Annotated in this window: 25 protein-coding genes; 13 read left to right on the top strand and 12 right to left on the bottom strand. The window is 51.5% G+C overall.

The features are described 5' to 3' along the window. Nucleotides 1-45 precede the first annotated feature (45 nt). The 4 genes from R70331_RS25225 (at nt 46) to R70331_RS25240 (ending at nt 4587) form a co-directional block, all read left to right on the top strand. A complete protein-coding gene (locus R70331_RS25225) occupies nt 46-435 on the top strand; it encodes a GntR family transcriptional regulator (RefSeq protein WP_042180393.1) in 390 nt (129 codons plus the stop codon). Further along, a complete protein-coding gene (locus tag R70331_RS25230; RefSeq protein ID WP_042180395.1) occupies nt 428-1174 on the top strand; it encodes an ABC transporter ATP-binding protein in 747 nt (248 codons plus the stop codon). Before R70331_RS25225 ends, R70331_RS25230 begins: the two co-directional genes overlap by 8 nt. After that, nucleotides 1171-2739: a hypothetical protein gene (locus R70331_RS25235; RefSeq protein WP_042180397.1), complete on the top strand. Its 1569-nt coding sequence runs from the start codon at nt 1171-1173 to the stop codon at nt 2737-2739. The genes R70331_RS25230 and R70331_RS25235 overlap by 4 nt, the downstream gene beginning before the upstream one ends. A gap of 123 nt (nt 2740-2862) precedes the next feature. After that, a complete protein-coding gene (locus R70331_RS25240) occupies nt 2863-4587 on the top strand; it encodes a CPBP family intramembrane glutamic endopeptidase (RefSeq protein ID WP_042180400.1) in 1725 nt (574 codons plus the stop codon). 350 nt (nt 4588-4937) lie between these two features. On the opposite strand, the gene uvrC is transcribed toward R70331_RS25240, so the two are convergent. Continuing rightward, nucleotides 4938-6905 carry an excinuclease ABC subunit UvrC gene (gene uvrC / locus R70331_RS25245; protein ID WP_042180403.1) on the bottom strand — a complete coding sequence of 656 codons (1968 nt, stop codon included), beginning with the start codon at nt 6903-6905 and terminating at the stop codon, nt 4938-4940. Nucleotides 6906-7020: 115 nt separating this feature from the next. Continuing rightward, complete coding sequence (gene trxA, locus R70331_RS25250; protein ID WP_038596102.1) at nt 7021-7338, bottom strand: thioredoxin; 318 nt, start codon at nt 7336-7338, stop codon at nt 7021-7023. A 347-nt stretch (nt 7339-7685) separates the two neighbouring features. On the opposite strand from trxA, the gene R70331_RS31730 reads away from it, so the two are divergent. Next, a complete protein-coding gene (locus tag R70331_RS31730; RefSeq protein ID WP_156131196.1) occupies nt 7686-7844 on the top strand; it encodes a YqzM family protein in 159 nt (52 codons plus the stop codon). A 75-nt stretch (nt 7845-7919) separates the two neighbouring features. Here the strand turns inward: R70331_RS31730 and dnaI are convergent, their stop codons facing one another. From dnaI to R70331_RS25265, 3 genes are all read right to left on the bottom strand, one after another. After that, nucleotides 7920-8876, bottom strand: coding sequence for a primosomal protein DnaI (gene dnaI, locus R70331_RS25255; protein WP_042180410.1), 957 nt, complete (start codon nt 8874-8876; stop codon nt 7920-7922). Between the two features lie 18 nt (nt 8877-8894). Then, nucleotides 8895-10442, bottom strand: a complete 1548-nt coding sequence (locus tag R70331_RS25260; RefSeq protein ID WP_042180415.1) for a DnaD domain protein — start codon at nt 10440-10442, stop codon at nt 8895-8897. A 264-nt stretch (nt 10443-10706) separates the two neighbouring features. Further along, nucleotides 10707-11003 (bottom strand): YuiB family protein, encoded by a 297-nt coding sequence (locus R70331_RS25265; protein ID WP_042180417.1) that lies wholly within the window; start codon nt 11001-11003, stop codon nt 10707-10709. 376 nt (nt 11004-11379) lie between these two features. Between R70331_RS25265 and hemQ the strand changes: the two genes are divergently transcribed. Next, complete coding sequence (hemQ, locus tag R70331_RS25270; RefSeq protein ID WP_042180420.1) at nt 11380-12138, top strand: hydrogen peroxide-dependent heme synthase; 759 nt, start codon at nt 11380-11382, stop codon at nt 12136-12138. A 214-nt stretch (nt 12139-12352) separates the two neighbouring features. Here the strand turns inward: hemQ and R70331_RS25275 are convergent, their stop codons facing one another. Together R70331_RS25275 and R70331_RS25280 are read right to left on the bottom strand one after the other, a co-directional pair. After that, nucleotides 12353-12604, bottom strand: a complete 252-nt coding sequence (locus R70331_RS25275) for a hypothetical protein (protein WP_042180422.1) — start codon at nt 12602-12604, stop codon at nt 12353-12355. Nucleotide 12605: 1 nt separating this feature from the next. Then, nucleotides 12606-13799 (bottom strand): NAD(P)/FAD-dependent oxidoreductase, encoded by a 1194-nt coding sequence (locus R70331_RS25280; protein ID WP_042180424.1) that lies wholly within the window; start codon nt 13797-13799, stop codon nt 12606-12608. Nucleotides 13800-14126: 327 nt separating this feature from the next. Here R70331_RS25280 and R70331_RS25285 point away from each other — a divergent pair, with 327 nt between their 5' ends. Further along, on the top strand, nt 14127-15101 hold the full coding sequence (locus tag R70331_RS25285) for an NAD(P)/FAD-dependent oxidoreductase (RefSeq protein WP_042183225.1): 975 nt from the start codon (nt 14127-14129) through the stop codon (nt 15099-15101). Between the two features lie 135 nt (nt 15102-15236). On the opposite strand, the gene R70331_RS31270 is transcribed toward R70331_RS25285, so the two are convergent. Together R70331_RS31270 and R70331_RS25290 are read right to left on the bottom strand one after the other, a co-directional pair. Then, nucleotides 15237-15380 (bottom strand): sporulation histidine kinase inhibitor Sda, encoded by a 144-nt coding sequence (locus tag R70331_RS31270; RefSeq protein ID WP_076112513.1) that lies wholly within the window; start codon nt 15378-15380, stop codon nt 15237-15239. A gap of 326 nt (nt 15381-15706) precedes the next feature. Continuing rightward, the gene (locus tag R70331_RS25290; RefSeq protein ID WP_042180426.1) at nt 15707-16369 is read right to left on the bottom strand and encodes a YheC/YheD family protein; all 663 of its coding nucleotides are present in this window, start codon (nt 16367-16369) and stop codon (nt 15707-15709) included. Nucleotides 16370-16690: 321 nt separating this feature from the next. Between R70331_RS25290 and R70331_RS25295 the strand changes: the two genes are divergently transcribed. The 3 genes from R70331_RS25295 to R70331_RS25305 all read left to right on the top strand — a co-directional run bounded on the left by R70331_RS25295 (nt 16691) and on the right by R70331_RS25305 (nt 18406). Next, nucleotides 16691-16951, top strand: coding sequence for a DUF805 domain-containing protein (locus R70331_RS25295; protein ID WP_231576356.1), 261 nt, complete (start codon nt 16691-16693; stop codon nt 16949-16951). A gap of 102 nt (nt 16952-17053) precedes the next feature. Then, on the top strand, nt 17054-17263 hold the full coding sequence (locus R70331_RS25300; protein WP_042180431.1) for a hypothetical protein: 210 nt from the start codon (nt 17054-17056) through the stop codon (nt 17261-17263). A gap of 165 nt (nt 17264-17428) precedes the next feature. Further along, the gene (locus R70331_RS25305) at nt 17429-18406 is read left to right on the top strand and encodes a Gfo/Idh/MocA family protein (protein WP_042180434.1); all 978 of its coding nucleotides are present in this window, start codon (nt 17429-17431) and stop codon (nt 18404-18406) included. A gap of 727 nt (nt 18407-19133) precedes the next feature. Here R70331_RS25305 and R70331_RS25315 read toward each other — a convergent pair. Further along, entirely contained in the window at nt 19134-19493 is a 360-nt protein-coding gene (locus tag R70331_RS25315; RefSeq protein WP_042180437.1) for a HesB/IscA family protein, read from the bottom strand. A 300-nt stretch (nt 19494-19793) separates the two neighbouring features. On the opposite strand from R70331_RS25315, the gene mqnE reads away from it, so the two are divergent. Then, nucleotides 19794-20900, top strand: a complete 1107-nt coding sequence (gene mqnE, locus R70331_RS25320; RefSeq protein ID WP_042180438.1) for an aminofutalosine synthase MqnE — start codon at nt 19794-19796, stop codon at nt 20898-20900. A 63-nt stretch (nt 20901-20963) separates the two neighbouring features. Further along, nucleotides 20964-22025 (top strand): NAD(P)/FAD-dependent oxidoreductase, encoded by a 1062-nt coding sequence (locus R70331_RS25325; protein ID WP_042180439.1) that lies wholly within the window; start codon nt 20964-20966, stop codon nt 22023-22025. Nucleotides 22026-22040: 15 nt separating this feature from the next. On the opposite strand, the gene R70331_RS25330 is transcribed toward R70331_RS25325, so the two are convergent. Beyond that, a complete protein-coding gene (locus R70331_RS25330) occupies nt 22041-22295 on the bottom strand; it encodes a YuzB family protein (RefSeq protein ID WP_042180440.1) in 255 nt (84 codons plus the stop codon). Nucleotides 22296-22377: 82 nt separating this feature from the next. Between R70331_RS25330 and R70331_RS25335 the strand changes: the two genes are divergently transcribed. Beyond that, complete coding sequence (locus tag R70331_RS25335) at nt 22378-22626, top strand: NifU family protein (protein WP_042180441.1); 249 nt, start codon at nt 22378-22380, stop codon at nt 22624-22626. Between the two features lie 184 nt (nt 22627-22810). Here R70331_RS25335 and R70331_RS25340 read toward each other — a convergent pair whose 3' ends face one another. Beyond that, nucleotides 22811-23689, bottom strand: a complete 879-nt coding sequence (locus tag R70331_RS25340) for a MetQ/NlpA family ABC transporter substrate-binding protein (protein ID WP_042180444.1) — start codon at nt 23687-23689, stop codon at nt 22811-22813. Nucleotides 23690-23703: the final 14 nt, after the last annotated feature.

The following is a 23703-nucleotide window of genomic DNA, read 5'->3' on the forward strand; positions in this document are numbered from 1 at the left end:
TACACATATCCGTTTATTAACAGCAGAACAAGGAGGCAGGAGCCTATGGATCAGCCTTTTGAGCTTTTACCGGAGCCGTTTCAGATCAATCCCTCACTGCCGATCTACGAGCAGTTTGTCGAAGCGATAGAAGGAAGAATTGTCAGCGGGCAAATACCGCCCGGCTCCCGGCTTCCTTCTGTAAGGGAGCTGGCAGCTGGCAGGGGTGTCAATCCCACCACCATAGCCAGAACCTATCAGGAGCTGGAGCGTGTTGGCCTGATTGTCACCTACCGCGGGCAGGGCACCTTCGTCACCAGGGATGAGACGGCAATTGGCGGGGCACGCAAAGTTATGATGCGCAGGGCCATACAGGATTTTAAGGCAGCAGCCGGAAAGCTTGGCATCACTGCTGAACAATTGCTTGAATTTGATAAGGAGGATTCTAATGAGTGAATATAATTTAGACAATTCCAATTCCGGGATAGGGGTGTCAGCAGAGCCGGCAGCTGTAGAGTGCATAGGGCTCGGGCTTACCCTGAGAAAAAAGAGTGTCCTCCATGACGTCACCTTTGATATTCCCCGGGGCAGCCTGACCGGACTGCTGGGTCCTAACGGGGCCGGCAAGTCCTCGCTGCTGCGCATTATCGCCGGGCTGGCTGACCCCGATTCCGGCTCGGTGAAGATCTTTGGTAAGCCGGCAGGAGCAGAGCGGCTCGGCGAGCTGTCGCTGCTGCCGGACCGCAGCAGTCTGCCGGGCTGGCTGAGTGTCAGGGAATGGCTGGATTTCGCCGCCGGCATCTATCCGGACTGGGACCCGGCTAAGGCGCAGGAGCTGCAGGTGAAGCTGTCTGTATCCACAGAGGCCGTTATATCCTCGCTGTCCCGCGGAGAGGAGGCACGGCTTCAGCTGCTGACCTGCCTGTCACGCAAGGCACCGCTGATTATTCTTGACGAACCGTTCACCGGTGTAGACCTTATATCACGGGAACGAATTGCTTCGGCTGTTGTCGGTGAGCTCGCTGACGGTGCACGGACTTTTCTGATCGCGACCCATGACATCCGGGAGATGGAACTGCTGTTTGACCGGCTGATCCTCATCGGCGGGGGGACAATCCGCAGCATTGATGAGGTAGATGCCCTCCGCCGCTCCGGTAAGTCGGTCGAGTCCCATTACAGGGAAGTGTTCGCATGAATATCATGAAGACGCTTATCAATCTTGAATACAGCCGCTATGACCTGTCCCGGCGCGGTAAACACTACAGCCTGTTTGCAGCCTTGACCATCATTTTTCTGCTGTTCATCACCGGACTGAACCTGAAAGGGACCCATGTGTCGGAACGTGCTCCGTTCATTTATGCCTCCATGCTGCTTTGGTCAGTTGTCACCATCCTTTCCGCTGTGCATATGGTTACATTTAAGAGCCTGAGCCACCGGGACTGGATTCTGTCCTTTCCGCATTCCAGGCTGAAGCTGCTCTATGCCCAGCTGTTCAGCCTGCTCCGGCACAGCCTGAACATCACCCTTGCGGTACTGGCCGCAGCCGGTATTCTTTACTATTATTCTGTCAGAGCAGGCTGGTATCAGCCGCTTACGGCGTCCGGGTTGCTTTATCTGTTTTCAGCTAACACCCTGTTTATTCTGGCCTTTCTGCCGCTCGCGGTTACTTTTGGGCTGGGAGTCAGCCTGTTTCTGCGTTCCCGCCCGGGCGCGCTGCTGCTGTTCCCGTATCTAATGATGTGGATGTTCCCCTTCATAGCAGAAAGCGCTCTTGGTTCTGCCAATCAGGACTTTTACACCTCAGCTGCCAGCTCTCCCGGCCGTGTGCTGCTTGCCGCATTGGTGTTATGCCTGGCCGGCTGGCCGCTCTGCCATCTGTTAATGAAGCTTATTGCCGCCAAAGGAATGAATGCCGCAGCTGCGTCAGACCGCCTTTCCGCAGCCCGCACTGCCTCCGTCCGCCCGGGATTCCGGACGCTGCGGATGAAGTCCGGCAGCGGTTCTGCCGGCCGTCTTGCACCCTATCTGCTCCTTTACCGGCTCCATATCAGCCGCGTACACCGTATAGAGAAGCATCTTGCAATCCGGATTCTCAAGCTGATTGTTCCGCTTCTTATTGCTGCTGTCGTGTACCTGGGTTTTGCCTTGGAAGAGGAGGTCGTTATCCTTGACTTCATCAAGCCATTATTTGCACTGCTTGTTATGCTCGGCAGCATATGGATGCCGCTGCGCACCGGCATTGAACGGAAGCAGCTCCCTTGGCTGCTTGGCTTTCCGCAGAGCCGGCTGGCCCTGCTCCTGAGCGGAGTCGCTGTAGTCTGGACTACTGTAATGCGGGCTCTTTCTGCACTGATGCTCTCAGCCTGTGCCGGCAGCGTTACCGCGCTGCTTGCCGGCCGTACCGGGATAGAGGAGTGGTCACATAGCATCTCCTGGGTGTTGTATTCCTTCCTGCTCTCTGCACTGGCGCTGACCGTCATCCTGTGTCTGCTGCAGATCGAATACTGTACATTGAAATTAAAGGTGCTGAACATCGTAATGATACCGGTGGCTATGCTCGGCCCTCTGCATAGCTTTCTGCTGAACCGGTTCATGTATTCCGGGCTGCACAGCGGGGCTTCGCCTGACTTCCGATTGCTCGGACTGACCGCCCTGATCGCCCTGCCAGTAGCGCTATGCTGTATTCCGGCAGGAGCGGCTTATTATCACATGAGCCTGATTCAGCCCGCCGGCAAAAAGACAAGGTCTAAACAGGCATAAGCCGGGGCTTGTTTACGTAAACGTAGAGATAGGCAAGAGGGTTCTTTTTGTAACGTTCCGGCCCGTCCTTTATAATGAAACAAAATGCAATGACTGCAGAATAATCTATCAAGGAGGCGTTCCATGAATCCCGTCGGCCAGCCCTTACAGCAGCGGCCCCTTTCAAAAAGACTTATCCTCGCAGGCATATTCGGCCTTATCGTATTTCTGATGTTCCAGGTAGCTCCGCAACTGCTCGCAGGAGGGGCTGCTACCGCCATCAGCAAGACTGAAGCCCGTGACAAGGCAGCTGCCTTTGCAGCAGAGCACCTGGGGTATGCCCAGAGCGATCAGGACCGGTGGACGGTAAGCTATCAGACCGACTCTTCCTTCTACGGCTACATGTCCCGGGAAAAGCTCCTGCAGAGCTACAATGACAATAAGCTGGATCAGCGGTACCCGTTCGACGTTTATCATGCTGTGCTTTATACCGCAGGAGCCGCAGATCCGCTGCTTGCCGTTGATCTTAATATGTACACAGGCGAAGTTACCGCCTTTGCACGGAACGGCTATGCCCGTGCCAGTGACGGTTGGGACTACGGCAATCCGCCTGTCCCCGGAAATTCCAGGGGAATTTACTTAGAAGGCAGTGAGAACGGCGGACTGTCACTGCAGCAAAAAGAAACGCTGGCCAGCCCCTGGCTGAAGCTGTGGGGAGCCAGTCCGGCCAGGCTGCAGATTGAAGCAAATACGGACGGCTACGGACTTGTTTATACGGACAGCTCGCTTAAGATCGGTGAATCTTCGCTGCAATACCAGTTTAATTTCTTGAACGGGACGCTGTCTTATTTCCGTGCAGGCTTCTCTGCACCATCCTGGCATGACACCTATGTGGAGAATCAGACTTCGCTGGCTAACAGGCTGACCCTGCTCGGCTACGCCCTGCCCACGCTGGCGCTCGGCCTTCTGGCGCTGATCTTCAGCATTCTGCGGAGGAGCCACACTTCTTTTGTACGGGGCATTACCTTAAGCTCGATTCATTTTACAATCATGATGATCAGCACCTACAATATGCTGCCTGAATCGGCCGTGGACACCGCGGAATCCCGCATAACGGCCGTTATTATGTTCATCATCTATGCCCTCTACAGCCTGCTCATGTCTTCCCTGCTCTACTTTTCCCTCGTCGGCGGCGACGGGCTGTGGCGCAAGGAGGAGGGCCTGAATCCCTGGCCGCGGGCCAACGAGCCCGGCTACGGCAGGTATGTACTCGACAGTCTGCGCGCCGGTTACGTATGGGCCTTCATTCTGCTTGGTGTGCAGACCGTCATGTTCATCATTCTTTCGTTCACCCTCGATAACTGGTCAACGACGGATGCCAGCCAGTCTCCATACAATATGAGATATGCCCTGCTGCTGCCGGTTGTCGCCTGGCTTGCCGGCTTATCCGAGGAAGCTGTCTACCGGCTGTTCGGTATCCGGATGCTCAAAAAGCTGGTCAAAAACACCTTTATCGCTTCCCTCATCACCACTGCGATCTGGGCTTTCGGGCACACCCTGTATCCAATCTATCCGGTCATTTCAAGACCGATTGAGCTGACTGTGATCGGGCTGCTGTTCAGTTATATTTTTCTGCGCTACGGCTTTATCGCGGTCATGTTCGCCCATGTGGTGTTCGACAGCATCCTGATCGGTATGACGCTGATCTTCATGCAGGAGAGTGTGAATATCGCAGCGGGTGTCATTACCATCGTTCTGCCGTTCCTCGTCGGCTATATCGTATACCGGTTCAATCCGCCGGACAGTACCAACCGCAAGGACCCGCAGGGTCCTGACGAGCCGCTTAGGCCCGCAGGATGGCTGAGCTAGGCTCCAGACAATCCAGACAATAATAAAGGTGCTCCGCAGGCTGCCTAGATATAGCAGTCTGCCGGAGCACCTTTTGTATTCTGTGAAAAACCTCATCCCCCGCTGGCGGTCCATCCCGCTTATCTCCGCTTAAAAAACCGGTCGTACAGCACCAAAGCAACCAGTATCGTGAATACCTCCATCAAAAACTTGGGCAGCAGCAGAAAGATAAACTCCATATTCAGCCTCCTGTTATGGTTATTTTTGTATTATACCTATTTCTGTGCAATATCCGTCTATCCTTTATTTCCTCCCGTCCGCCGCATATCAAAAAAAACCGGCCCCAAAGGGCCGGCCTCAATAAGCACATATTATTGCTCATCCTCACTATCAGTATCAGCCTGAGCCGCCGGCTCCTCATCATTGAGCGCAGCCAGGATCTGCCCGGCCAGCTTCTCACCGATGGAGAGCACGCGGAAGTCCTCAAGCGAAGCTTCCTTAATTTTTTTAAGCGAGCCGAAATGCTTGAGCAGCACTTTCCGCCGCTTCTCCCCGATGCCGGGGATCGAATCCAGCTTCGAGGTCACCATCGATTTGCCGCGCTGCTCGCGGTGGAAGGTTATTGCAAAGCGGTGAACCTCATCCTGGATGCGCTGCAGCAGGTAGAACTCCTGGCTGTCCCGCGCCAGCGGCACCGGCTCGGCGGAATCCCCGATCAGGAGCTGCGCGGTCTTGTGCTTGTCATCCTTGACCAGACCGCAGACAGGGATGTACAGCCCCAGCTCATTCTGCAGAATATCAATCGCCGAGGAAATCTGCCCTTTACCGCCGTCGACCACAATCAGGTCCGGCTGCGGCAGGTCTTCCTTCAGCACCCGCTCATAGCGTCGCCGGATAACCTCACGCATCGTCTCGTAGTCATCCGGACCCTGTACGGTGCGTACCTTATACTTCCGGTATTCCTTACGGGCAGGCTTGCCGTCAATGAAGACGACCATCGCCGAGACCGGATTGGTTCCCTGGATGTTCGAGTTATCGAACGCTTCGATCCGGTTCAGCGATTCCAGCCCCAGACTCTGCCCGAGGCTGAACGCCGCACCCGAGGTCCGCTCCTCATCCCGCTCAATCAGCCGGAACTTCTCGTCCAGTGCAACCCGGCTGTTCTGGCAGGCCATGCCGACCATCTGCTTCTTCAGCCCGCGCTGCGGAACCAGCACCTTGAGGCCCAGCCATTCCTGCAGGGCTGCAGCTCCGCTGGCTGCTTCCACCGCAACAGCCGAAGCAGCTTCGCTCTCTGCCTCCGGCTCCCCGTCATCTTCAGCGTCCAGCTCTGCTGCCAGCCTGCCTGCCGTCACAGCTGCGGCCGCTGAGGCTCCGGATGGCTTCTCCGTGCCCTCACTGACTTCCTCCGGCAGCAGAATCTCCTGCGGCAGCGCCGGATTATCGCTGTAATACTGCGTCACATACGACATGAAGTCGCTGTAAGCCTCCCCGTAGAACGGGAATGCCGAAGAGTGGCGCTGGATCATTTTCCCCTGGCGCATGTAGAGAATCTGCACACACATCCAGCCCTTATCCACGGCATAGCCGAACACATCGCGGTCCTTCGTATCCGCCGTATTGATCTTCTGCTTCTCCATCAGGGCATCGATGTGCATAATCTGGTCACGCAGCTCTTTGGCGCGCTCGAAATACAGCTCCTCCGCCGCTTCCTGCATTTTTTTCTGCAGATCCTTTTTGACCGCCTCATGACCGCCGCTTAAAAAAGCCGAAATATCGCGGATGATTTCGTCGTAAGCCGGCTTGAGCACTTCCTTCTCGCATGGGGCGAGACACTGGCCCATATGATAATAAAGGCAGACCTCCTTGGGCATCACACCGCATTTGCGCAGCGGATACATCCGGTCAAGCAGCTTTTTGGTCTGCTGGGCCGCGTAAGAGTTCGGATACGGTCCAAAATATTTAGCTTTATCTTTAAGCACCCGGCGGGTCACTTCAAGGCGCGGGTGCGCTTCGTTCGTTATTTTGAGATACGGAAACGTCTTGTCATCCTTCAACAGCACATTATAGCGCGGCATATGCTTTTTAATCAGATTGCACTCCAGAATGAGCGCTTCCATATTACTTGAAGTCACTATATATTCAAAATCAACAATGTTGGCGACGAGCCGCTGGGTTTTGCCGTTATGACTGCCTGTAAAATAAGAGCGGACACGGTTCTTCAGCACTTTGGCCTTACCCACGTAAATAATGGTCCCCTCTTCATTCTTCATCAGATAGCACCCGGGCAGGTCCGGCAGCAGCGCCAGCTTGTTGCGGATATTATCGTTATAATCCATGATTTCTCCCCCACCTGTTACTTGCACATACTATAGTAATTTTAACACACAAAACGCCCCCGGATAAACCGAAGGCGCTTGTAATCAAATCTTATTCAGTAGCGGTAACTACATTTTATTGGTGTTTAGCTACGATATTCTTAAGGGAATCCTTGGAGTTCAGGCCAACAACCTTATCCACCGGCTGACCGTCTTTGAAGAAGATCAGGGTAGGAATACTCATAACTCCAAAACGGGAAGCCGTTTCCGGATTCTCATCCACATTCAATTTAGCAATTTTTACGCTGTCGCCCAGCTCGGTGGACAATTCCTCGAGAATAGGGGCAAGCATTTTGCAAGGACCGCACCAAGGTGCCCAGAAATCTACTACTACAGTACCCTGACCTTCAACTTCACCCACAAAGGACTGGTCAGACACGTTCACGATAGCCATGATATTGTTCCTCCTTTAATTTTGCAGAGCTGCATCCGCTTCTATAGACTGTGCTTGCAGAAACGAATTCACTCTGTAAGGTTAGCTGGAAAAAAAGCTTCATGTAATATGATAACCATATTACCATTTACCGACACATCCCATTATAACATAGATACTATACTTTTGGGAAATGTTTTAGACAATTACATTGTATAAAATCAATTATTTAGCACATTTTCACTTCTTTACAATATTGCCGAGACTACGTATACTCTAAGAAAACGCATTAATTGTCAATGACTTCCCTCACACGTAATACTGTAATCCATTGCAGTACAGCTTGCAAGCGCAAGGAGGAGAACGAAATGGAGATCAATGCCAAGATACGGGATCCGCGGGAGCATGTTAATGAAGAGCCGCGCAACGATTTGGGCGATCTGATGACCGGTTTTGCGGGAATGGCCGGCTTCATGACGCTGGTATTCTTCGGGATGGTGATTGTGAAATTTGTTTTTCTGGATTAAAAGGTTCATAAAAACAGCGGTGCACGGACTTCAGGTCCCTTGCACCGCTGTTCTTGTGTTAACGGACCAGCCAGCCTAACGGCTTCTTCCCCGCTGGTTCTCCCCGTGAAGCGGAATAACCTCTACAAAAGGGGCAATCCGGTCCATCAGCCGCTGTCCCTTATGCAGCTCTTCCCCGTCCTTGCTGGTAAAGCTCAGATGCTTCTCCAGCCCTTCGAGCGGATAGTTGGAGGTATAGAAGGTCGGCTTACGGTTCATCCGGTAATTCAAAATCGCTCCCAGCACATGGTCACGTGCCCATGGGTTCAGATTCTCCGCGCCGATATCATCAAAAATCAGCAGATCACAATTTTTCAGCGTGTCTACCGTTTCCTTCAGCTTTTGACCGTCCAGCATTATCGACTTGAGATCCTCAATGAAATCCGGCATGTAGACAATGACGCCGGTGTAGCCGGCAACCGCCAGCTCATGGAGCAGATAACACATCAGGAAGGTTTTGCCTGTCCCGAACGTGCCATGCAGAAAAATCCCCTGCGGCGTGAGCCCGTCTTCCTTCACTCCGGTAATATAATCAAAAACTTTATTCACGGCAGAGGCCCGCCGCGGGTCCTTGCCCATAATATCCATCTCATCATAGCCGCCGTTCAGCACGCGTTCATCCACGTAGAAGCTGCGGATCCGTCTGCGGATGCTGTCCTGATTATCCTGGGCAATCTTCAGGCTGCAGGCTGTCTTACGCTCAAATAAATCCGGCGAGCCGTTTACACTCTCAACCGTAAGCTTGCTGTAATGACCCTGGAAATCATTCGGACAATTCTCAAGGCCCGGGCAGTTCGCACAATTCCGGCTCTCCCGCACATACTGGAACAATTGGCTCAGGTGTAGCTTCAGCCGCTGGTCATCCAGCTCGGGATGCTCGGCCTTAAGCTGCTGTACCAGCGGGTTACCCAGCAGGTTCTGCTCAAGATCACGGGAACGCTGGCGCAGGGCCGGATTGTTCATCGAACGCAGCACTTCGCTCATCGACTCCATAGCTGCACCTCGCTTTCTTTACGGCGTCCTCAGGGCGCCCTTCTTCTTATTGGCCTTAATCTCGGCCGCTTTCTTCATCATCGCCGCGAATTCCTCTTCCGATACAGTACCGGCGCTTCCGTCATCCAGCACGATCGGAATCTCCGGCTTGGCAGCCCGGCTGCCGCCTTTGTTATAGGTACGCTGCCGCGTTCCTGAAGCTGCTCCGGCCGTACCGGAGGCAGCCCCCTTACCCTTGACCTTGGACTGGTCGCGGATATAGCGCACCGCCTTCTCGTACGTATTCACCTGCTTGACCAGCATGTTCGAGGCTATCGCCTCCACGAAATTGCGGTTCATCCGCTGGTCGCCGCCGGAAGCCACCATTGTCATCAGGTAATGAATCAGCACATTGATGACTTCAGCGCTCAGCTTGTAGTTCAGATCTATTTTCTCGAATATGTCCATCAGCTGGCCCGGTACCGCCCCCGGAAAAAAGGTTTGCAGCAGCCGGGTATAAGGCTCGTTGCGCAGCATCATATTATATTGGTGGATATCGCATTTGGTCAGGAACTGCGGAGGCACCTCGACATAATACTCCATCTCTACCGGCTGCTCCTGCTGAATCACCTGATCCTCAGGGTCACCCGAGGCTGCCGCGCGTAGCGAGACGACCTTGGACGCAGCAATCTCCCGTTTCTCCTGGCGCTTCATGTCCTGGCGGAAATGCTGGCTGGCACTGTGCTGCAGCGTATCCAGAATCACCTCGCCGTCCGGCGTGAACATTCCGTCTTCATCCAGCAGCCGGCATAAATCCTGCGGACCTAGCTCATATTTGCGGGCCACATAATTGATTACGCCCATCTGGGTATGATCAAAGCGCAGCTTCTCCACATGCATCCGGTTCACCGACTCCCGCGGAAAACGGAGAATAATGTCACTGTAGCCGATAGCCGGTTCACTGCTTTCACTGAAGCCCGGCTGCTTTACTGTAGCCACTTCAGCCAGCGCCTGCTCCAGCTCATAATCTATTACATGGGTATTTAACTGGAAAATATCATAAAAGGGCAGGGAAATATTCTCTTTACCGATTGAGCGGCGGCTCCACTCCTCCGGTTCACGGTTCCAGAACTGCTCACGGAGCGACAGGACGGCGAATTTGCCGATTTTGTCACGCAGCAGCAGCGTCAGATGCTGGGTTGCAAAAAAATCAGCAGGTGACAGCGGCGGCAGCAGCTCATATTCATACATATAATCATCGTTCTCCGGCATGTAGATCCGGCAGGTTGCAAGCAGCCCTACCGCCTCAAGCCGGGAAGCCTGGTCCACTAGATATTTACGGCCTTTCTCGTTCGGTTCAACGCCAAGCGTCATAAACAGCCTGCGCTGCTGCTCCACAGCAGAGTAGCCGATCGATTCAGCAGGAATATGCTCAAACAGCAGCCTGTATAGGCTGATCGCAAAGGCTCCTACCATCGGCTGATAGACCGAGCCCAGCATACGTGAATCAACATGGCTAAGACCGAATTCGCGGGAAACGCAGTACCGGTGATGTTCGGTGAAATGATGCAGGTTACTCATGCGCATCTGCGGATAACTCCCCCTTTTATATACGAATTCATGCAGATTTCTATTCTATCACAAAACATCCGTTCGGAAATGTAAAAAAAGAACCAAATAACCCGGTTTTCGGCCTATTATCGACAACTTTTAAAAGCTTGCTGATCATAGCGGATAATAGAGAAGATAATTTGCGGGAACCCCGAAAGTTTATAAATTGTATAAACCTAAAAAAACGGCCTTTCCACCCCTTCTCAGGAATAGCAGCCGTTTATACGCAGGTGTAGCCCTTTAGAACATCTTATAACCGCCGAGCCGCAGCTTCTGAATTGTCCAGCCGCTCAGCACAGCACCGGTAAGCCCGGCAATTCCGGTCAGGTAATCAACAATATGGAAGCTGCCGAGATGCTCCCAGAGGCTCATGGCATTCCTGTCCCAGATCGAATAGACCACCACGGGCAGGATGATAATCACGAACAGGTAGGCGGGGAACCAGGTTGTCTTCATTAACATGTTAAGGATAAAGCCGATACCAAACATCATAACAAAGAACAGCACGGCCAGAACAAATACAGGAATAAACCCCATCCTACCGCCAACCCCTTTCTATAAATAACCGCACACCACTGCTTAATTAATAGTAAGTTTACTAGAAAAAATGTAACGAAGCAATGAACATTCTTGTCCTCCGAATCCGCATTCAGCCATAAGTGCCGCCTGCCGTTTGCTCTTGGCTGTCCGCTTGCGATACAATGCATATAGATTAACCGGATCATACATAGAAGCGTATGCTTTGGAACCGGATTTAACGCCAATGCAGTCAAGATTTCAATGAAAGTGTAACGCGCAGTGAATTATGCGGAGCCTATGCTTCGTAAAACTGAGCGTATGCTTTCGGAGCAAGTTTTACACGCAGTGTATTCAACGGAGCCTATGCTTCGTAAAACTTTTAAGGAGTGAGAACATGAACGAAGCCGCTTTGACGCTGGAAGGGTGGTATGCCCTGCATGACTTCCGCTCAATCAACTGGACGGCCTGGACTGCCGCTGATGACGAGGAGCGGGCCGTAGCCCTGGAAGAGCTGCATGCCTTCATGGAGGAATGGGGACCGGTTGAGGAAGCCAAGGAAGGAAGCACCGCGGTATATGCCATCGTCGGCCAGAAGGCTGATTTCGTGATGATGTTTCTGCGGGAAAGCCTGGAAGCGCTGAACGCTCTTGAAACCGCCTTTAACAAAATTGCCTTTGCCCAATATACGACGAAGTCTTATTCTTATGTCAGCATCGTCGAGCTGAGCAACTATGCCGCAGGCGGAAGCGCCGGCGACGGCAGTGATCCGATGCAGAATCCGCATGTGGCGGCACGCCTGAAGCCTGTACTGCCTCAGGCGAAGCATATCTGCTTCTACCCGATGAACAAGAAGCGTGAGCTCGCTGATAACTGGTATATGCTCGATATGGATAAACGCCGGGAACTGATGCATTCGCACGGATTGATCGGCCGCGGCTATGCCGGCAAGGTGAAGCAGATCATCACCGGCTCTGTCGGCTTCGACGATTGGGAATGGGGCGTAACCCTCTTTGCCGAGGATGCGCTGCAGTTCAAGAAGCTGGTGTACGAGATGCGCTTCGACGAGGTCAGCGCCCGCTATGGCGAGTTCGGCCCGTTCTATGTCGGCAACCTGCTGACAACGGAAAGCTTTGAAGAGCTGCTTAAGCTGTGATTTTCAATACACAAAAGGATGGTTTCCTGCGGGAAACCATCCTTTTTGCTTATGTTCTCAACACCTATTTGATTTATGACACTGAATTCTCCGGTTTCATTAGATTTCGCCTCAGCTCCACTGTTCTAACACCCATTCCACCGCAAAAAAAAAAGACCGCCCGTCAAAGGGAGCGGTCTATATATACAAATGTAACTCCATCATGAGGGTAAGATTACTCTTCTTCCTCATCCTCGCCGTTCAGGCTCTCCAGATACTCTGCCGTCGCCTTGTCACGGGCCCGGCTTTTATCCTTCAGCCGCTCGATGGCGGGCAGAATGAGCAGGTCAATCTCCTTCTGGACCGGGTAGGCCAGATCATACCGGCTCTGGTCTTCCAGATAAGAGCCCACCTCAATCAGCGCATTGTAACGGTCCAGCTCATCACGGGTCAACAGCCCGCGGACTTGCACGCTGCAGTGGCGCATCCTAGAAGAATCTCCCTTTCTTCAGCACCAGCGGAATGCCGCCGATAATGAAGAGATAACGCATGTCGACTACCTTTTTGAGCTGGGCTGCCGTCCAGCCCTTGTAAGTCTTCTCACCGACTACCGCAATGCCCTGGCCTTTGCCGAGCGATGCCACAGTCCCTTTGTTGCTGAATACAAACTTCTTCGGCTGCTGGCTGCGGATCGCTGCAACCAGGTTGTGCGCACAGCACTCGCCCTGCTGCATCGCAATCTGTGCGGTCGGCGGATACGGGCGTCCTTCCGGATTGATCATCAGGGAGCCGTCACCAATGATAAAGATATTCTCATGTCCCGGAACACGGAGATACTCATCAACCTTCACCCGTCCGCGCATAGCTTCAAAGCCGGCCGCTTCAATCAGCCGGTTGCCGCGGATACCGCCGGTCCAGACAATCGTTGAGGCCTTGATTTCTTCACCGGTTGCGAGAATCACTCCCCCGGGCAGACATTCCTTGATCGCTACACCGATCTTGAAGGTTACCCCCTTCTTGGTCAGCACAGCCATCGCATGCTCAACAAGCTCCGGTGCGAAGCCCGGCAGCGCTGTAGGGGCAGCCTCCACATTGTAAATATTAACCAGACTCGGATCTACATCATATTCCTTGCAGAGGGCGGGGATACGGTCTGCCAGCTCTGCAACAAATTCAATGCCGCTGAAGCCGGCTCCGCCGACTACAAAATTAATATGCTCCTGGGCATTATTTTCGTTCTTATATTTGGCAAACTGATATTCAATATGCTCACGGATCAGCCGCACGGAATTTATGCTGCGGATAGTCAGTGCGTATTTATCAAGGCCTGGAATTCCAAACGTCTCAGGCTCGCCGCCCAGGGCAATGACAAGGTAGTCATAAGAAAGCGTACCGTCTTCAAGAATCACTTTTTTCTGTTGGGTGCGGATTTCCTGCACGGAAGATTTCACGAGGTCGATCTTAAATTCGTCTATTAGTTTGGAGATAGATACGCGTGTATGTTCAATGCTGTCCGTTCCCGCAGCTGGCATATGCAGATGGGTAGTGAAATAATGATATTCATGGCGGTTAACCAGCGTCACATCAGCTTCATTATAGTTCAAAGCTTTCTGCAGCCGCTGGGCGGTCAAAATACCTCCATATCCCGCGCCTAGGATGACAATTTTGGGAATACTGCTCATGTTCCGGCTCCTTCCAACAGGTGAATCTGTCTATGTGTTATTTTTTGTAAAATATTTTAGTTTCTTTTGTGAATTTATACACTTAAATTCGGGAGAATTTCCAATAAAACTTAAAGGATTTCTAAAATAACCATATCCATTGTAAACCTTAGTATCGTTTTAATCAAATATAATCATACAAAAAAACGTCACATCTTTCCGTCCATTTTAAGCCTTTGCAGGGCAGTCCCACAATGTTTATAATGAGTAAGTACACAAGTATGGCATTTTGAAACTATCAACTCGGAGGTGTAATATTACGTGACACTAGAGCAACCCGGCGTTCCTATGAGCGACCTGTTAATTATAGGCGGCGGTCCTGCCGGCATGTTTGCCGCTTTCTACGGCGGTATGCGTCAGGCGTCTGTAACCCTTATTGAAAGCATGCCCCAGCTGGGAGGCCAGCTCGCCGCGCTTTATCCGGAAAAATACATTTATGATGTGGCCGGTTTCCCGAAAATCACCGCACAGGAGCTGGTTGACAACCTGTCCCGGCAAATGGACCTGTTCCAGTCCAATATCTGTCTGGAGGAGAAGGTGGTATCTGTTGAGAAACGTGACGAACGCCACTTTGTAACTACTACAGATAAAGCGGAATACCACAGCAAGGCTGTTATTATTACCGCCGGTGTAGGCGCCTTTGAACCTCGCCGTCTGGAGCTTCCTGAAGCGCCGCGGTTTGAGAAAGCCAATCTGCACTATTTTGTAAGCGACCTGAATGCCTTCCAGGGCAAAAAGGTGCTGATCAGCGGCGGCGGCGACTCCGCAGTTGACTGGGCTCTCATGCTTGAGCCGATCGCTGAGGAGGTTACACTGATTCACCGCCGCGACAAGTTCCGCGCACATGAGCACAGTGTAGAGCAGCTGATGGCTTCCAAGGTAAACGTAATTACCCCTTCAGAGATCACGGAGCTGCACGGGGAAGAATTCATTACCAAGGTAACCTTGTCCCATATTAAAACCAAGGAGACACAGGAAATTGAAGTAGACAGTGTTATCGTCAACTTCGGATTCGTATCTTCGCTGGGTCCGATTGCACAGTGGGGCATTGAGATTGAGAGCAATTCCATCGTCGTGGATTCGCGTATGGAGACGAGCATTCCAGGCATCTTCGCCGCCGGTGATATTACTACATACCCCGGCAAGCTGAAGCTGATTGCGGTTGGCTTTGGTGAAGCACCAACTGCCGTTAATAACGCCAAGGTATATCTTGATCCGGATGCCAAGCTTTCACCGGGACACAGCAGTAATCTCAAGCTTTAATTATCCGCTATCTGCATATAAAGAATAAAAGGGTATCCTTTCAGGTTGATTCCACTCCAACTTGAAAAGATACCCTATTTTGTGCCGCTTGCGGTTAGACAGAGCAGCTGCTGCAGAAAATAAATTCGATATGCCTTAGTGTAGAACCGCATGTACTGGAGAGTGTAAGTTCCGTTTGCGAATTTCAGCGAGCAACAGAGCGATGAAATCATGCTCCAATTGTAGCTCTATAGCTCTTTGATAAGAGTCCAGCAGCATCTCATCCGACAATTCAACCACAACGTTCACCTACCTTTCCTTTGTTTGAATCTGAATCTATCATAGCAAACTATCATTCATCGAACAAGCGTTCTTATTATCCACAAGCTACTGTGGAAATCCTGTGCATAATTTGTTAGTAAGGATAAAATATCCATTTCCTTCACAGTGGAATATGGGGATAATAGTTATGCACAGGGAGTTTCCACTTTATTTTCATCAAAAATATTTTCCAAAAAGTTCACAGAAAATAGCATTTCTTACCTCATATTACCTCGGTTCAGATATAGCTAAACGCAATTTTAGCCTATAGTTATCATTATCGTCAATTCCGAAAAAATAATGAATCACTTTGGTCTGGTATTAACCTCAAGAATCCAGATTTTGCCCCGGTGATCTACTGCATAATCAAACCCAAGCTCACCGATCCCCGGAAAATGCCGTTCCAGCAGTTCGATACAGACATGTGTCAGCCGGCGCATTTCCGCCTTTTTGGCCGACGCGCTGATACCCGGAAGTGAACGGCGCAGACCATGCCGGCAGGTCATCATGGTTCCGCCTTTACAAAGATTAGTGACAAATAACCCCGGGCGCGCCAGTCTCCCCACCATCGAGCGGAATTCCCAGTGCTCGCCGTTCTTCACAACCTTAACCCGGTAATCAATCGGACGTCCGGCAATCCGGGCAAGCGAGATGCCCTGCTGAATCATATAACGCCTTCTAAGCTTTACTCTGTCGAGCGCATGCTTCATTGATCCAAAATCACGGTACATCCGGGTGTGGTGGTTGTAAGTAAATCCGTAGCCCCGGCTATCCCGGAACACCTTGATTACCCCATGGCCCCCGCCGCCGACAATCGGTTTGATGACTACATTTCCGTATCTGCCCAGCATTGCCGACAGTCCGGCAGCGTTATATCCCTTCGTTCTCGGAATGTAACCGGCAACCCGTGAATCGCTGAGCAGCGCCTCGGTTTTCAGCCACTTGCTGGCCAGTTGTCTTCCCGCCATTGTTCCCTCTCCTTTCGCAATCCCAGCCTACCCTATAGATTACTCAGAAAAGGAGCTGCCCTCCTGTATGATTGTCCGTGTAAAACCCGTTCACAGCAAAAAAGGGCATATGGCAGCAGGCCTTATGTCCACAGGAATTTGTCTTGCCGGCAAATGATTACTCATAATAGTGCTGTACCGCATATACATCATTTTGTAAAATGAGGAGACAGACATATAACAGGAGGTTCAACTATCTGCATGGAATGGTACCTGAAAGCGATAAAAAACTACTTTAATTTCACAGGTAGAGCAAGGCGCACTGAATTTTGGATGTTTGCAGTGATTAACTTTCTAATCGGATTTCTGCTCGTGTTTATTGAGGCGGTTTTTGAACCGGCCCCCATTATCAGGTCGGTCTATTACTGGTTCATTCTAATCCCTTCCTGGGCCGTTCTGGTCCGCAGGCTGCATGATAGCGGAAGAACGGGCTTGTGGATTCTGCTTGCTTTTATACCGTATTTCGGGTACCTGATCTTATTTTTTTTGGCCTGCATGGACAGCGAAGGGAATAACAAGTATGGCCCAAGTCCAAAGTACTGATGTTTGTTATACAATCCTTATGAACCCGACCCAGGCTAAGCCTCTTCCGCTGGAAATTTCTTTGAAGTTCAATGTATGATTACCGTGAGAGGGGGCTTCATTATGGCTCAATTATTCGAGGTTTTGTACTGGTTCGCGATGATCGGCATGTCTGTCGTTCTGGCAGGTACCACTATCCTTGTCTGCGCGCTAGGCTTCAGGTTTATCCGTGACCGCCGCCCATTTCTGGGTGCAGGCTGCATTGCTTTTTCCCTCGCTGCCGCCGCCCTGATTATCTTTATGGTTCATTACAAGTTCATCGTGCCTGCTTGAGCAGCTGCTGTTCAGGAATACTATATATTCTATGAAAAAAGCCGGCTTACGGCTTGTGCAGATAGACTGGTTGAGCCGCTCAAAATTTTTTTCTACTATTATAATACTCTATTTATACTACATATATGATATAGCGGGCCTTAAATACCGGAAGGGGTTATGTACATGAACACACAGATTAACTGGGGAATTATCGGCTGCGGTGATGTAACCGAAGTCAAGAGCGGGCCTGCGCTGCAGAAGGCAGAGGGCTCACAGCTTGCCGCCGTCATGCGCCGTAACGGGGAGCTCGCAGCAGACTATGCCCGGCGGCACGGCGTACCGCGCTGGTATTCCGGCGCACCCGAGCTTATCACAGATCCCGGCGTAGATGCCGTATATATAGCAACGCCACCTTCTACGCATATGGAGTACACCTTAGCTGCAGCAAAGGCCGGCAAGCCCGTCTACGTAGAGAAGCCGATGGGCCTGAATACGGCAGAATGCGAGACTATGCTGGCTGCCTGTGAACAGGCGGGCGTTCCGCTCTATGTGGCTTATTACCGCAGAGCACTGCCGCGGTTCCGCAAAATTAAGGAATGGCTGGATGCAAACGCAATTGGCGAGCTCCGGTTTGTACGCACTATGCATATGACCAAACCGCTCGAAGCTGCAGACGGTCATAACTGGCGGGTAGATCCGGCTATTTCGGGCGGCGGCCTGTTTCTGGACGTGGGCAGCCACACGCTGGACCTGCTCGATTGCCTGCTTGGGCCGATTACAGATGCGGCTGGACATGCCTCCAATCTTGGAAGCTCTTATGCACCTGAGGATACCGTCTCCGGACGGTACCGGTTTGAATCCGGTGTCCATGGAACGGGGATCTGGTGCTTCAACGCCTACACCAACGAGGACGTTACTGAAATTGTAGGCAGCCTGGGCGGCATCACCTTCTCAACCTTCGCGGACCGGCCAGTCATCCTCCGGACAGCGAACGGGGAGCAGCCGGAATTCATTCCTCACCCGGCTCATATCCAGCAGCCGCTGATCCAGTCCATTACTGACGAGCTGCTTGGCCGCGGCACCGCCCTCAGCACCGGCCTCACTGCAATCCGCACCAGCCGTGTTATGGATGAGCTGGTAAGTAATTATAAGGGGCGTTAATGCCCCTTATTAATAATTCAGTTTACATTTTCATTCATGCCTAGAAGAGTCTGCAGCCCCGCTTCCCTTTTTTTCAGATATATATACAACTCCGCCCGCTCAAATATTTGCATATGAAAAAATATGATCATATATTGATGCTTTTCAACGCCCAATTTCAGCAAGTTTTCTATATATTCGATAGTCTCATCAAAATAACTGGTGCGGGATAGGTGATATTACTTCCCTGTAAAAGTCCCCTTTTTCTTTAAACCATTCATGGAAAGGATAAACCGCTGTATAGAGAGGCTCGTAAAAAATCAAATTTGTCTGCAGCTCTATCAGCTCATTTCGGGCTTTTCTGCGCTTTATGTACCTGAATGTCAGCATCGCAACGCCCCCTCTGAGTTATACAATGGTTGCATTGCCGCCGGATTACCCTAACGGACCCAGATGATCTTATTCCGGCCATAATCGGTTATTTATTAGGCTAACGGACACCAGCGACCTTATTTATTTAAAATCCGCCCCGGCAAACGTCATTTTGCTGAAATAAGCTCACTACGGTCCGTTAGCTTGGTAAAGTGTCCTCTCAAAGGAAAATAAGGCCGCTACAGTCCGTTAGCACCGTCATCCTGCCTTGAAACAAAAAACCTCCTGAAAGTGTATTCTGCAATGTACACATCCCAAGAGGCTCTAATTTTAAATTATTGCGTGTGTTAAAAGTCCTTGACTTCTTAAGCTATATTTAGCAAGGCTCAGCCGCCGGATTCCCCGCTTCTTCCTTCGTACGGAACGATGAACCGCAGCCGCAGGTAACACTGGCGTTCGGATTATGAATGGTGAACCCGCCGGTCATGCCGGATTCCTCGAAATCAATCTCAAGGCCGTTCAGGTAACGGATATCATCCTTGCTCACTACTACCTTGAGTCCTTCAACATCCATATAGACATCCTGTTCGGTCTCGTTGTCGTCAAAGCCCATTGCGTATGAGAACCCGCTGCAGCCGCCCGCAGTTACACCAAGACGAAGGAACATATTCGGCACTTCCTGATCAGCCAGCATGGTCTTAAGCTGTCCCGCCGCTGTTTCACTGATTGAAATCATAGTCTAACCTCCTAAATGTTATATGATGTCATAAGCCTTCCGGCTAAAAGTTATACTCTATATAAAATTCAGTATACTCCACTACGTCCGTTCGCTCAAGTCACAACTCTCCGGCTAAAGCTTCCAAACAGGAAAATGCTAACTTCCCGCGGCGGTTGCTCACCTTTAGAGAGAGGTTTATAATAGGTTAAGCGATGATCTGTAAAATTCGGAAATTTGTCACGGAGGCTAGGTGCCTCTTTCTTTATTTTTATTCATGGACCGCCGGTTCAGGAAGTCTAACCTTCAGGAGGAATTTGTATGTCTACACTTATAACCCCGCACACCGATGCCAGAATGGCAGACATTATTGAAAAAGTACGCGGCGGCGAACGATTAAATCTGGAAGACGGCGTTTATTTATATGAAAGCGATGACCTGCTGACAATCGGCCAGCTGGCTAATGAGGTCAACCTGCGCAAGAACGGGAAAAAGGTCTATTTTATCGAAAATATGAGCCTGTATTTCACCAATGTGTGCGAATCCCGCTGCGCATTCTGCAATTTCCGCAAGGATGACGGCGAAGAAGGGGCTTACACCCTGTCTGGGCCGGAAATGGTGCAATATGTCGAACAGCATATCCACCCCGGTGTGCGCGAATTCCACATTGTCGGCGGCCATAATGATAAGGTGCCCTTCCAGTATTATGTTGATTCACTGAAGGCGCTGCATGAACGGTTCCCAGAGGTGACACTCAAGGCTTATACGGCAGCAGAGATTGATTTCTTCACCCGGATCAGCGGGCTAAGCATCCGTGAAGTGCTGGAGCAGCTGCGTGCGGCTGGACTGAAATCACTGACCGGCGGCGGAGCAGAAATTCTCTCCGACCAGTACCGCAAAAAAATGCGGGTCGATAAAGCGAATGTCGAAGAATATCTGGAGGTTCACCGGACCGCCCACAAAATGGGCATGAGAACACACACAACGATGCTGTACGGCTCGATTGAATCACGCGAGGACCGCATCCGTCATATGCTGCAGATCCGTGAGCTGCAGGACGAGACAAACGGCTTCATGGTGTTCATTCCGCTGTCTATGCAGCCGAAGAACCGCAACGCCGGTATCATGCGCCGCAACTCTGCTTACGAGGATCTCAAGACAATTGCCGTCAGCCGGCTGATGCTCGACAATTTCGACCATATCAAGGCTTACTTCATTAATATAGGTGTACAGCTGACCCAGGTAGCCATGAGCTTCGGTGCATCCGATGTACATGGAACCATCCTGAAGGAGCGGATCAGCCACGCCGCCGGGGCATTGACGCCGGAGGGTATGACACGTGAAGAGCTGATCTGGCTCGTCAAAGGCGCCGGACGTATCCCGGTCGAGCGGGATACCTTCTACAACGAAATCAAGGTTTACGAATAGAATAGCGTTACTGTGCCTGTTGCAATCCATACTACAGCCATATTTGAAAGGAAGACGGGTCTCATGAGAACACTACTTGTCCTTGGCGGCGGCTACGGCGGCCTTGCCCTGATCCAGGAATTGCTGAGCCACCATCTGCCCCACGATGTGGAGATTGTTTTGATAGACCGGATGCCTTATCAGGGAATCAAGACCGAATATTATGCGCTTGCCGCAGGTACTGTGAACGACTATCATCTGCGTATCCAATTTCCCGTGCATCCGCGCCTAACTGTGCGCTACGGCGAGGTAGGCTCGATTGATCTGGACAGCCGGCTCGTTTTTCTTCAATCCGGTGAGCCGGTTCCCTATGATATTCTGGTGATTGCCCTGGGGTGCACGGACAACTATCACGGCATTGAGGGTGCTGAGCAGCATACCTGCAGTATCCAGAGCTTCTCCGCCACACGGGAGACCTACCGCCGGCTCAATGATATTAAGCCGTACGGATCGGTGAATATCGTAGGCGGAGGGCTAAGCGGAGTCGAAATAGCAGCAGAGCTGCGTGAGAGCCGGCCGGACCTGAATATCCGGATTCTGGACCGCGGAGAGCGTGTCCTGTCCGCCTTTCCGGCCAAGCTGTCCCGGTATGTGGAGGAATGGTTCAGCGAACACCAGGTCGAGACACTCGGCCGCATCTCCGTGTCCCACGTAGAAAAGGGTGCCGTCTTTAACGGCACCCAGGCAATTGCTGCGGATGTAACGGTATGGACGGCTGGCATTCAGCCGGTCAAGGTCGTGCAGCAGCTTGAGCTGCCCAAAGACCGGGGCGGCAGGCTTGTGATTAGCCCGCATTCGGACATAGCCGGTTATCCCGGGGTCTATGTGATTGGAGATTGTGCCAGCCTGCCCTTTGCGCCGAGCGCACAGGCGGCAGGCGCACAGGGCGAACAGGTCGCCTATGTGCTCCGGTCACTATGGCGGGGTGACACCCCGAAGCTGCACGCCCTCAAGCTGAAGGGAACACTCGGTTCCCTGGGCAAAAATGCAGGCTTCGGCCTGATGGGCCGCCGCTCCGTAATCGGTCGTGTTCCCCGTCTGCTTAAGAGCGGTGTGCTCTGGATGTCCAAACGGCACTTCGGTTAAACAACAGGCCGGCTGTTAGTCCAGATCCAGGCTGTCCCAGGCTTCCTGCTCCTTAATGGCAGTCTCGATAGCCTCCTCCAGCTGTTCCGGGGAATCCGCTGCAATGATCTCGCCGTCTACCATGGCGAACGGTTGCAGGTAGCATTCCCCGCAATTGTTCAGACAGCCGTATTCAACAACATCATATTCGGGATTCTGCTCCAGCTTGTTCATAAGCGGGCCTGTCCCGTGCCCGATATTGCTGGCACAAAATTCAATAATTGGTCTCATGATGTTCTCCTTATTATACGCTAACCATTTTATTTTTTAACTTTTTGTACTATAATAAGCTTACGAAAGGAGTGATTGAGAAATGAGTGAGAATGTACAAAGCACCACCATGTATGATGAGGTTCTGGAAGTACTGGATAAACTACGTCCATTCCTGCAGCGCGATGGCGGCGACGTTGAACTGATCGACGTTGAAGACGGTATCGTTAAGCTGAAGCTTATGGGTGCCTGCGGCAGCTGCCCGAGCTCCACGATCACGCTGAAAGCCGGGATCGAACGCGCCCTGATTGAAGAAGTAGAAGGCGTAGAAGAAGTTGTTCAAGTATTCTAATCCCGTTCTATACCGTCCCGTTTCCCTGAATCAGGGGAGCGGGATTTTTTCTATTATAGAGGATTTCATCCGGTGTCACAACCCGGTTATTTCTTCCCGGCGTAAAAAGAGGCTGCCCGCAAGGTCATTAATGACCTCTCCGGGACAGCCTCTTATTCATTACGAAGCCGCGTTAATCAGCAGCTTAAAATGCAGGGATAATGGCACCTTCGTATTTCTCTTCGATGAAGGCTTTAGCTTCTGCGGAGTTCAGGGCAGCAGCCAGCTTCTGGATTGCATCAGAATCCTTGTTGTCAGGACGGGCTACCAGCAGGTTAGCGTAAGGGGAATCAGCACCCTCGATGAACAGGGCATCCTTCGTTGGAACCAGGCCGGCTTCAAGCGCAAAGTTGGTGTTGATCAGCGCAATATCTACTTCATCCAGCTGGCGCGGCAGCATTGCTGCATCCAGTTCAATGATTTCCAGGTTCTTAGGGTTTTCAGTGATATCTGCCTTAGTTGAAGTGATGTTAGTATCATCCTTCAGCGTAATCAGACCGTTCTTAGCCAGCAGGATCAGAGCGCGTCCGCCGTTGGTTGCATCGTTCGGGATTGCTACTTTTGCACCGTCAGCCAGTTCGTCAACGGATTTAATTTTTTTGGAATAAGCGCCGAATGGCTCAACGTGAACTGCAGTCACAGATACAAGATCCGTGCCGTTCTTAGTGTTCTGGTCATCCAGGTATGGCTTGTGCTGGAAGAAGTTCGCATCCAGTGCCTTCTCGGCCAGCTGTGTGTTAGGCAGGATGTAGTCAGTGAATTCCTTAATCTCCAGCTTGATGCCTTGTGCTTCAAGCAGCGGAGCGATGGCATTCAGAATTTCGGCATGCGGTACAGGAGAAGCACCGATAACAAGCGTTACCGGATCAGCGGCAGGCTCTGTAGTAGGCTCAGCGGAAGCATCAGCTGCCGGAGCATTAGTTGCTGCAGAATTTGCAGCGTTATTAGCAGTGTTATTGTTGCCGCAAGCTGCCAGCACCAATACCAAGGTCAAGCTGAAGAACGTCAGTAGTACTTTTTTCATCTGTAAATCCCCCT

Source organism: Paenibacillus sp. FSL R7-0331, assembly GCF_000758645.1.
In the GTDB taxonomy this organism is placed as follows: domain Bacteria; phylum Bacillota; class Bacilli; order Paenibacillales; family Paenibacillaceae; genus Paenibacillus_AQ; species Paenibacillus_AQ camerounensis.

Excerpts from the sequence above, each read along its gene's own strand:
- R70331_RS25225 (WP_042180393.1), top strand. The coding sequence starts at position 46 with ATGGATCAGCCTTTTGAGCTTTTACCGGAGCCGTTTCAGATCAATCCC.
- R70331_RS25230 (WP_042180395.1), top strand. The coding sequence starts at position 428 with ATGAGTGAATATAATTTAGACAATTCCAATTCCGGGATAGGGGTGTCA.
- R70331_RS25235 (WP_042180397.1), top strand. The coding sequence starts at position 1,171 with ATGAATATCATGAAGACGCTTATCAATCTTGAATACAGCCGCTATGAC.
- R70331_RS25240 (WP_042180400.1), top strand. The coding sequence starts at position 2,863 with ATGAATCCCGTCGGCCAGCCCTTACAGCAGCGGCCCCTTTCAAAAAGA.
- uvrC (WP_042180403.1), bottom strand. The coding sequence starts at position 6,905 with ATGGATTATAACGATAATATCCGCAACAAGCTGGCGCTGCTGCCGGAC.
- trxA (WP_038596102.1), bottom strand. The coding sequence starts at position 7,338 with ATGGCTATCGTGAACGTGTCTGACCAGTCCTTTGTGGGTGAAGTTGAA.
- R70331_RS31730 (WP_156131196.1), top strand. The coding sequence starts at position 7,686 with ATGGAGATCAATGCCAAGATACGGGATCCGCGGGAGCATGTTAATGAA.
- dnaI (WP_042180410.1), bottom strand. The coding sequence starts at position 8,876 with ATGGAGTCGATGAGCGAAGTGCTGCGTTCGATGAACAATCCGGCCCTG.
- R70331_RS25260 (WP_042180415.1), bottom strand. The coding sequence starts at position 10,442 with ATGCGCATGAGTAACCTGCATCATTTCACCGAACATCACCGGTACTGC.
- R70331_RS25265 (WP_042180417.1), bottom strand. The coding sequence starts at position 11,003 with ATGGGGTTTATTCCTGTATTTGTTCTGGCCGTGCTGTTCTTTGTTATG.
- hemQ (WP_042180420.1), top strand. The coding sequence starts at position 11,380 with ATGAACGAAGCCGCTTTGACGCTGGAAGGGTGGTATGCCCTGCATGAC.
- R70331_RS25275 (WP_042180422.1), bottom strand. The coding sequence starts at position 12,604 with ATGCGCCACTGCAGCGTGCAAGTCCGCGGGCTGTTGACCCGTGATGAG.
- R70331_RS25280 (WP_042180424.1), bottom strand. The coding sequence starts at position 13,799 with ATGAGCAGTATTCCCAAAATTGTCATCCTAGGCGCGGGATATGGAGGT.
- R70331_RS25285 (WP_042183225.1), top strand. The coding sequence starts at position 14,127 with ATGAGCGACCTGTTAATTATAGGCGGCGGTCCTGCCGGCATGTTTGCC.
- R70331_RS25290 (WP_042180426.1), bottom strand. The coding sequence starts at position 16,369 with ATGGCGGGAAGACAACTGGCCAGCAAGTGGCTGAAAACCGAGGCGCTG.
- R70331_RS25300 (WP_042180431.1), top strand. The coding sequence starts at position 17,054 with ATGGCTCAATTATTCGAGGTTTTGTACTGGTTCGCGATGATCGGCATG.
- R70331_RS25305 (WP_042180434.1), top strand. The coding sequence starts at position 17,429 with ATGAACACACAGATTAACTGGGGAATTATCGGCTGCGGTGATGTAACC.
- R70331_RS25315 (WP_042180437.1), bottom strand. The coding sequence starts at position 19,493 with ATGATTTCAATCAGTGAAACAGCGGCGGGACAGCTTAAGACCATGCTG.
- mqnE (WP_042180438.1), top strand. The coding sequence starts at position 19,794 with ATGTCTACACTTATAACCCCGCACACCGATGCCAGAATGGCAGACATT.
- R70331_RS25325 (WP_042180439.1), top strand. The coding sequence starts at position 20,964 with ATGAGAACACTACTTGTCCTTGGCGGCGGCTACGGCGGCCTTGCCCTG.
- R70331_RS25330 (WP_042180440.1), bottom strand. The coding sequence starts at position 22,295 with ATGAGACCAATTATTGAATTTTGTGCCAGCAATATCGGGCACGGGACA.
- R70331_RS25335 (WP_042180441.1), top strand. The coding sequence starts at position 22,378 with ATGAGTGAGAATGTACAAAGCACCACCATGTATGATGAGGTTCTGGAA.
- R70331_RS25340 (WP_042180444.1), bottom strand. The coding sequence starts at position 23,689 with ATGAAAAAAGTACTACTGACGTTCTTCAGCTTGACCTTGGTATTGGTG.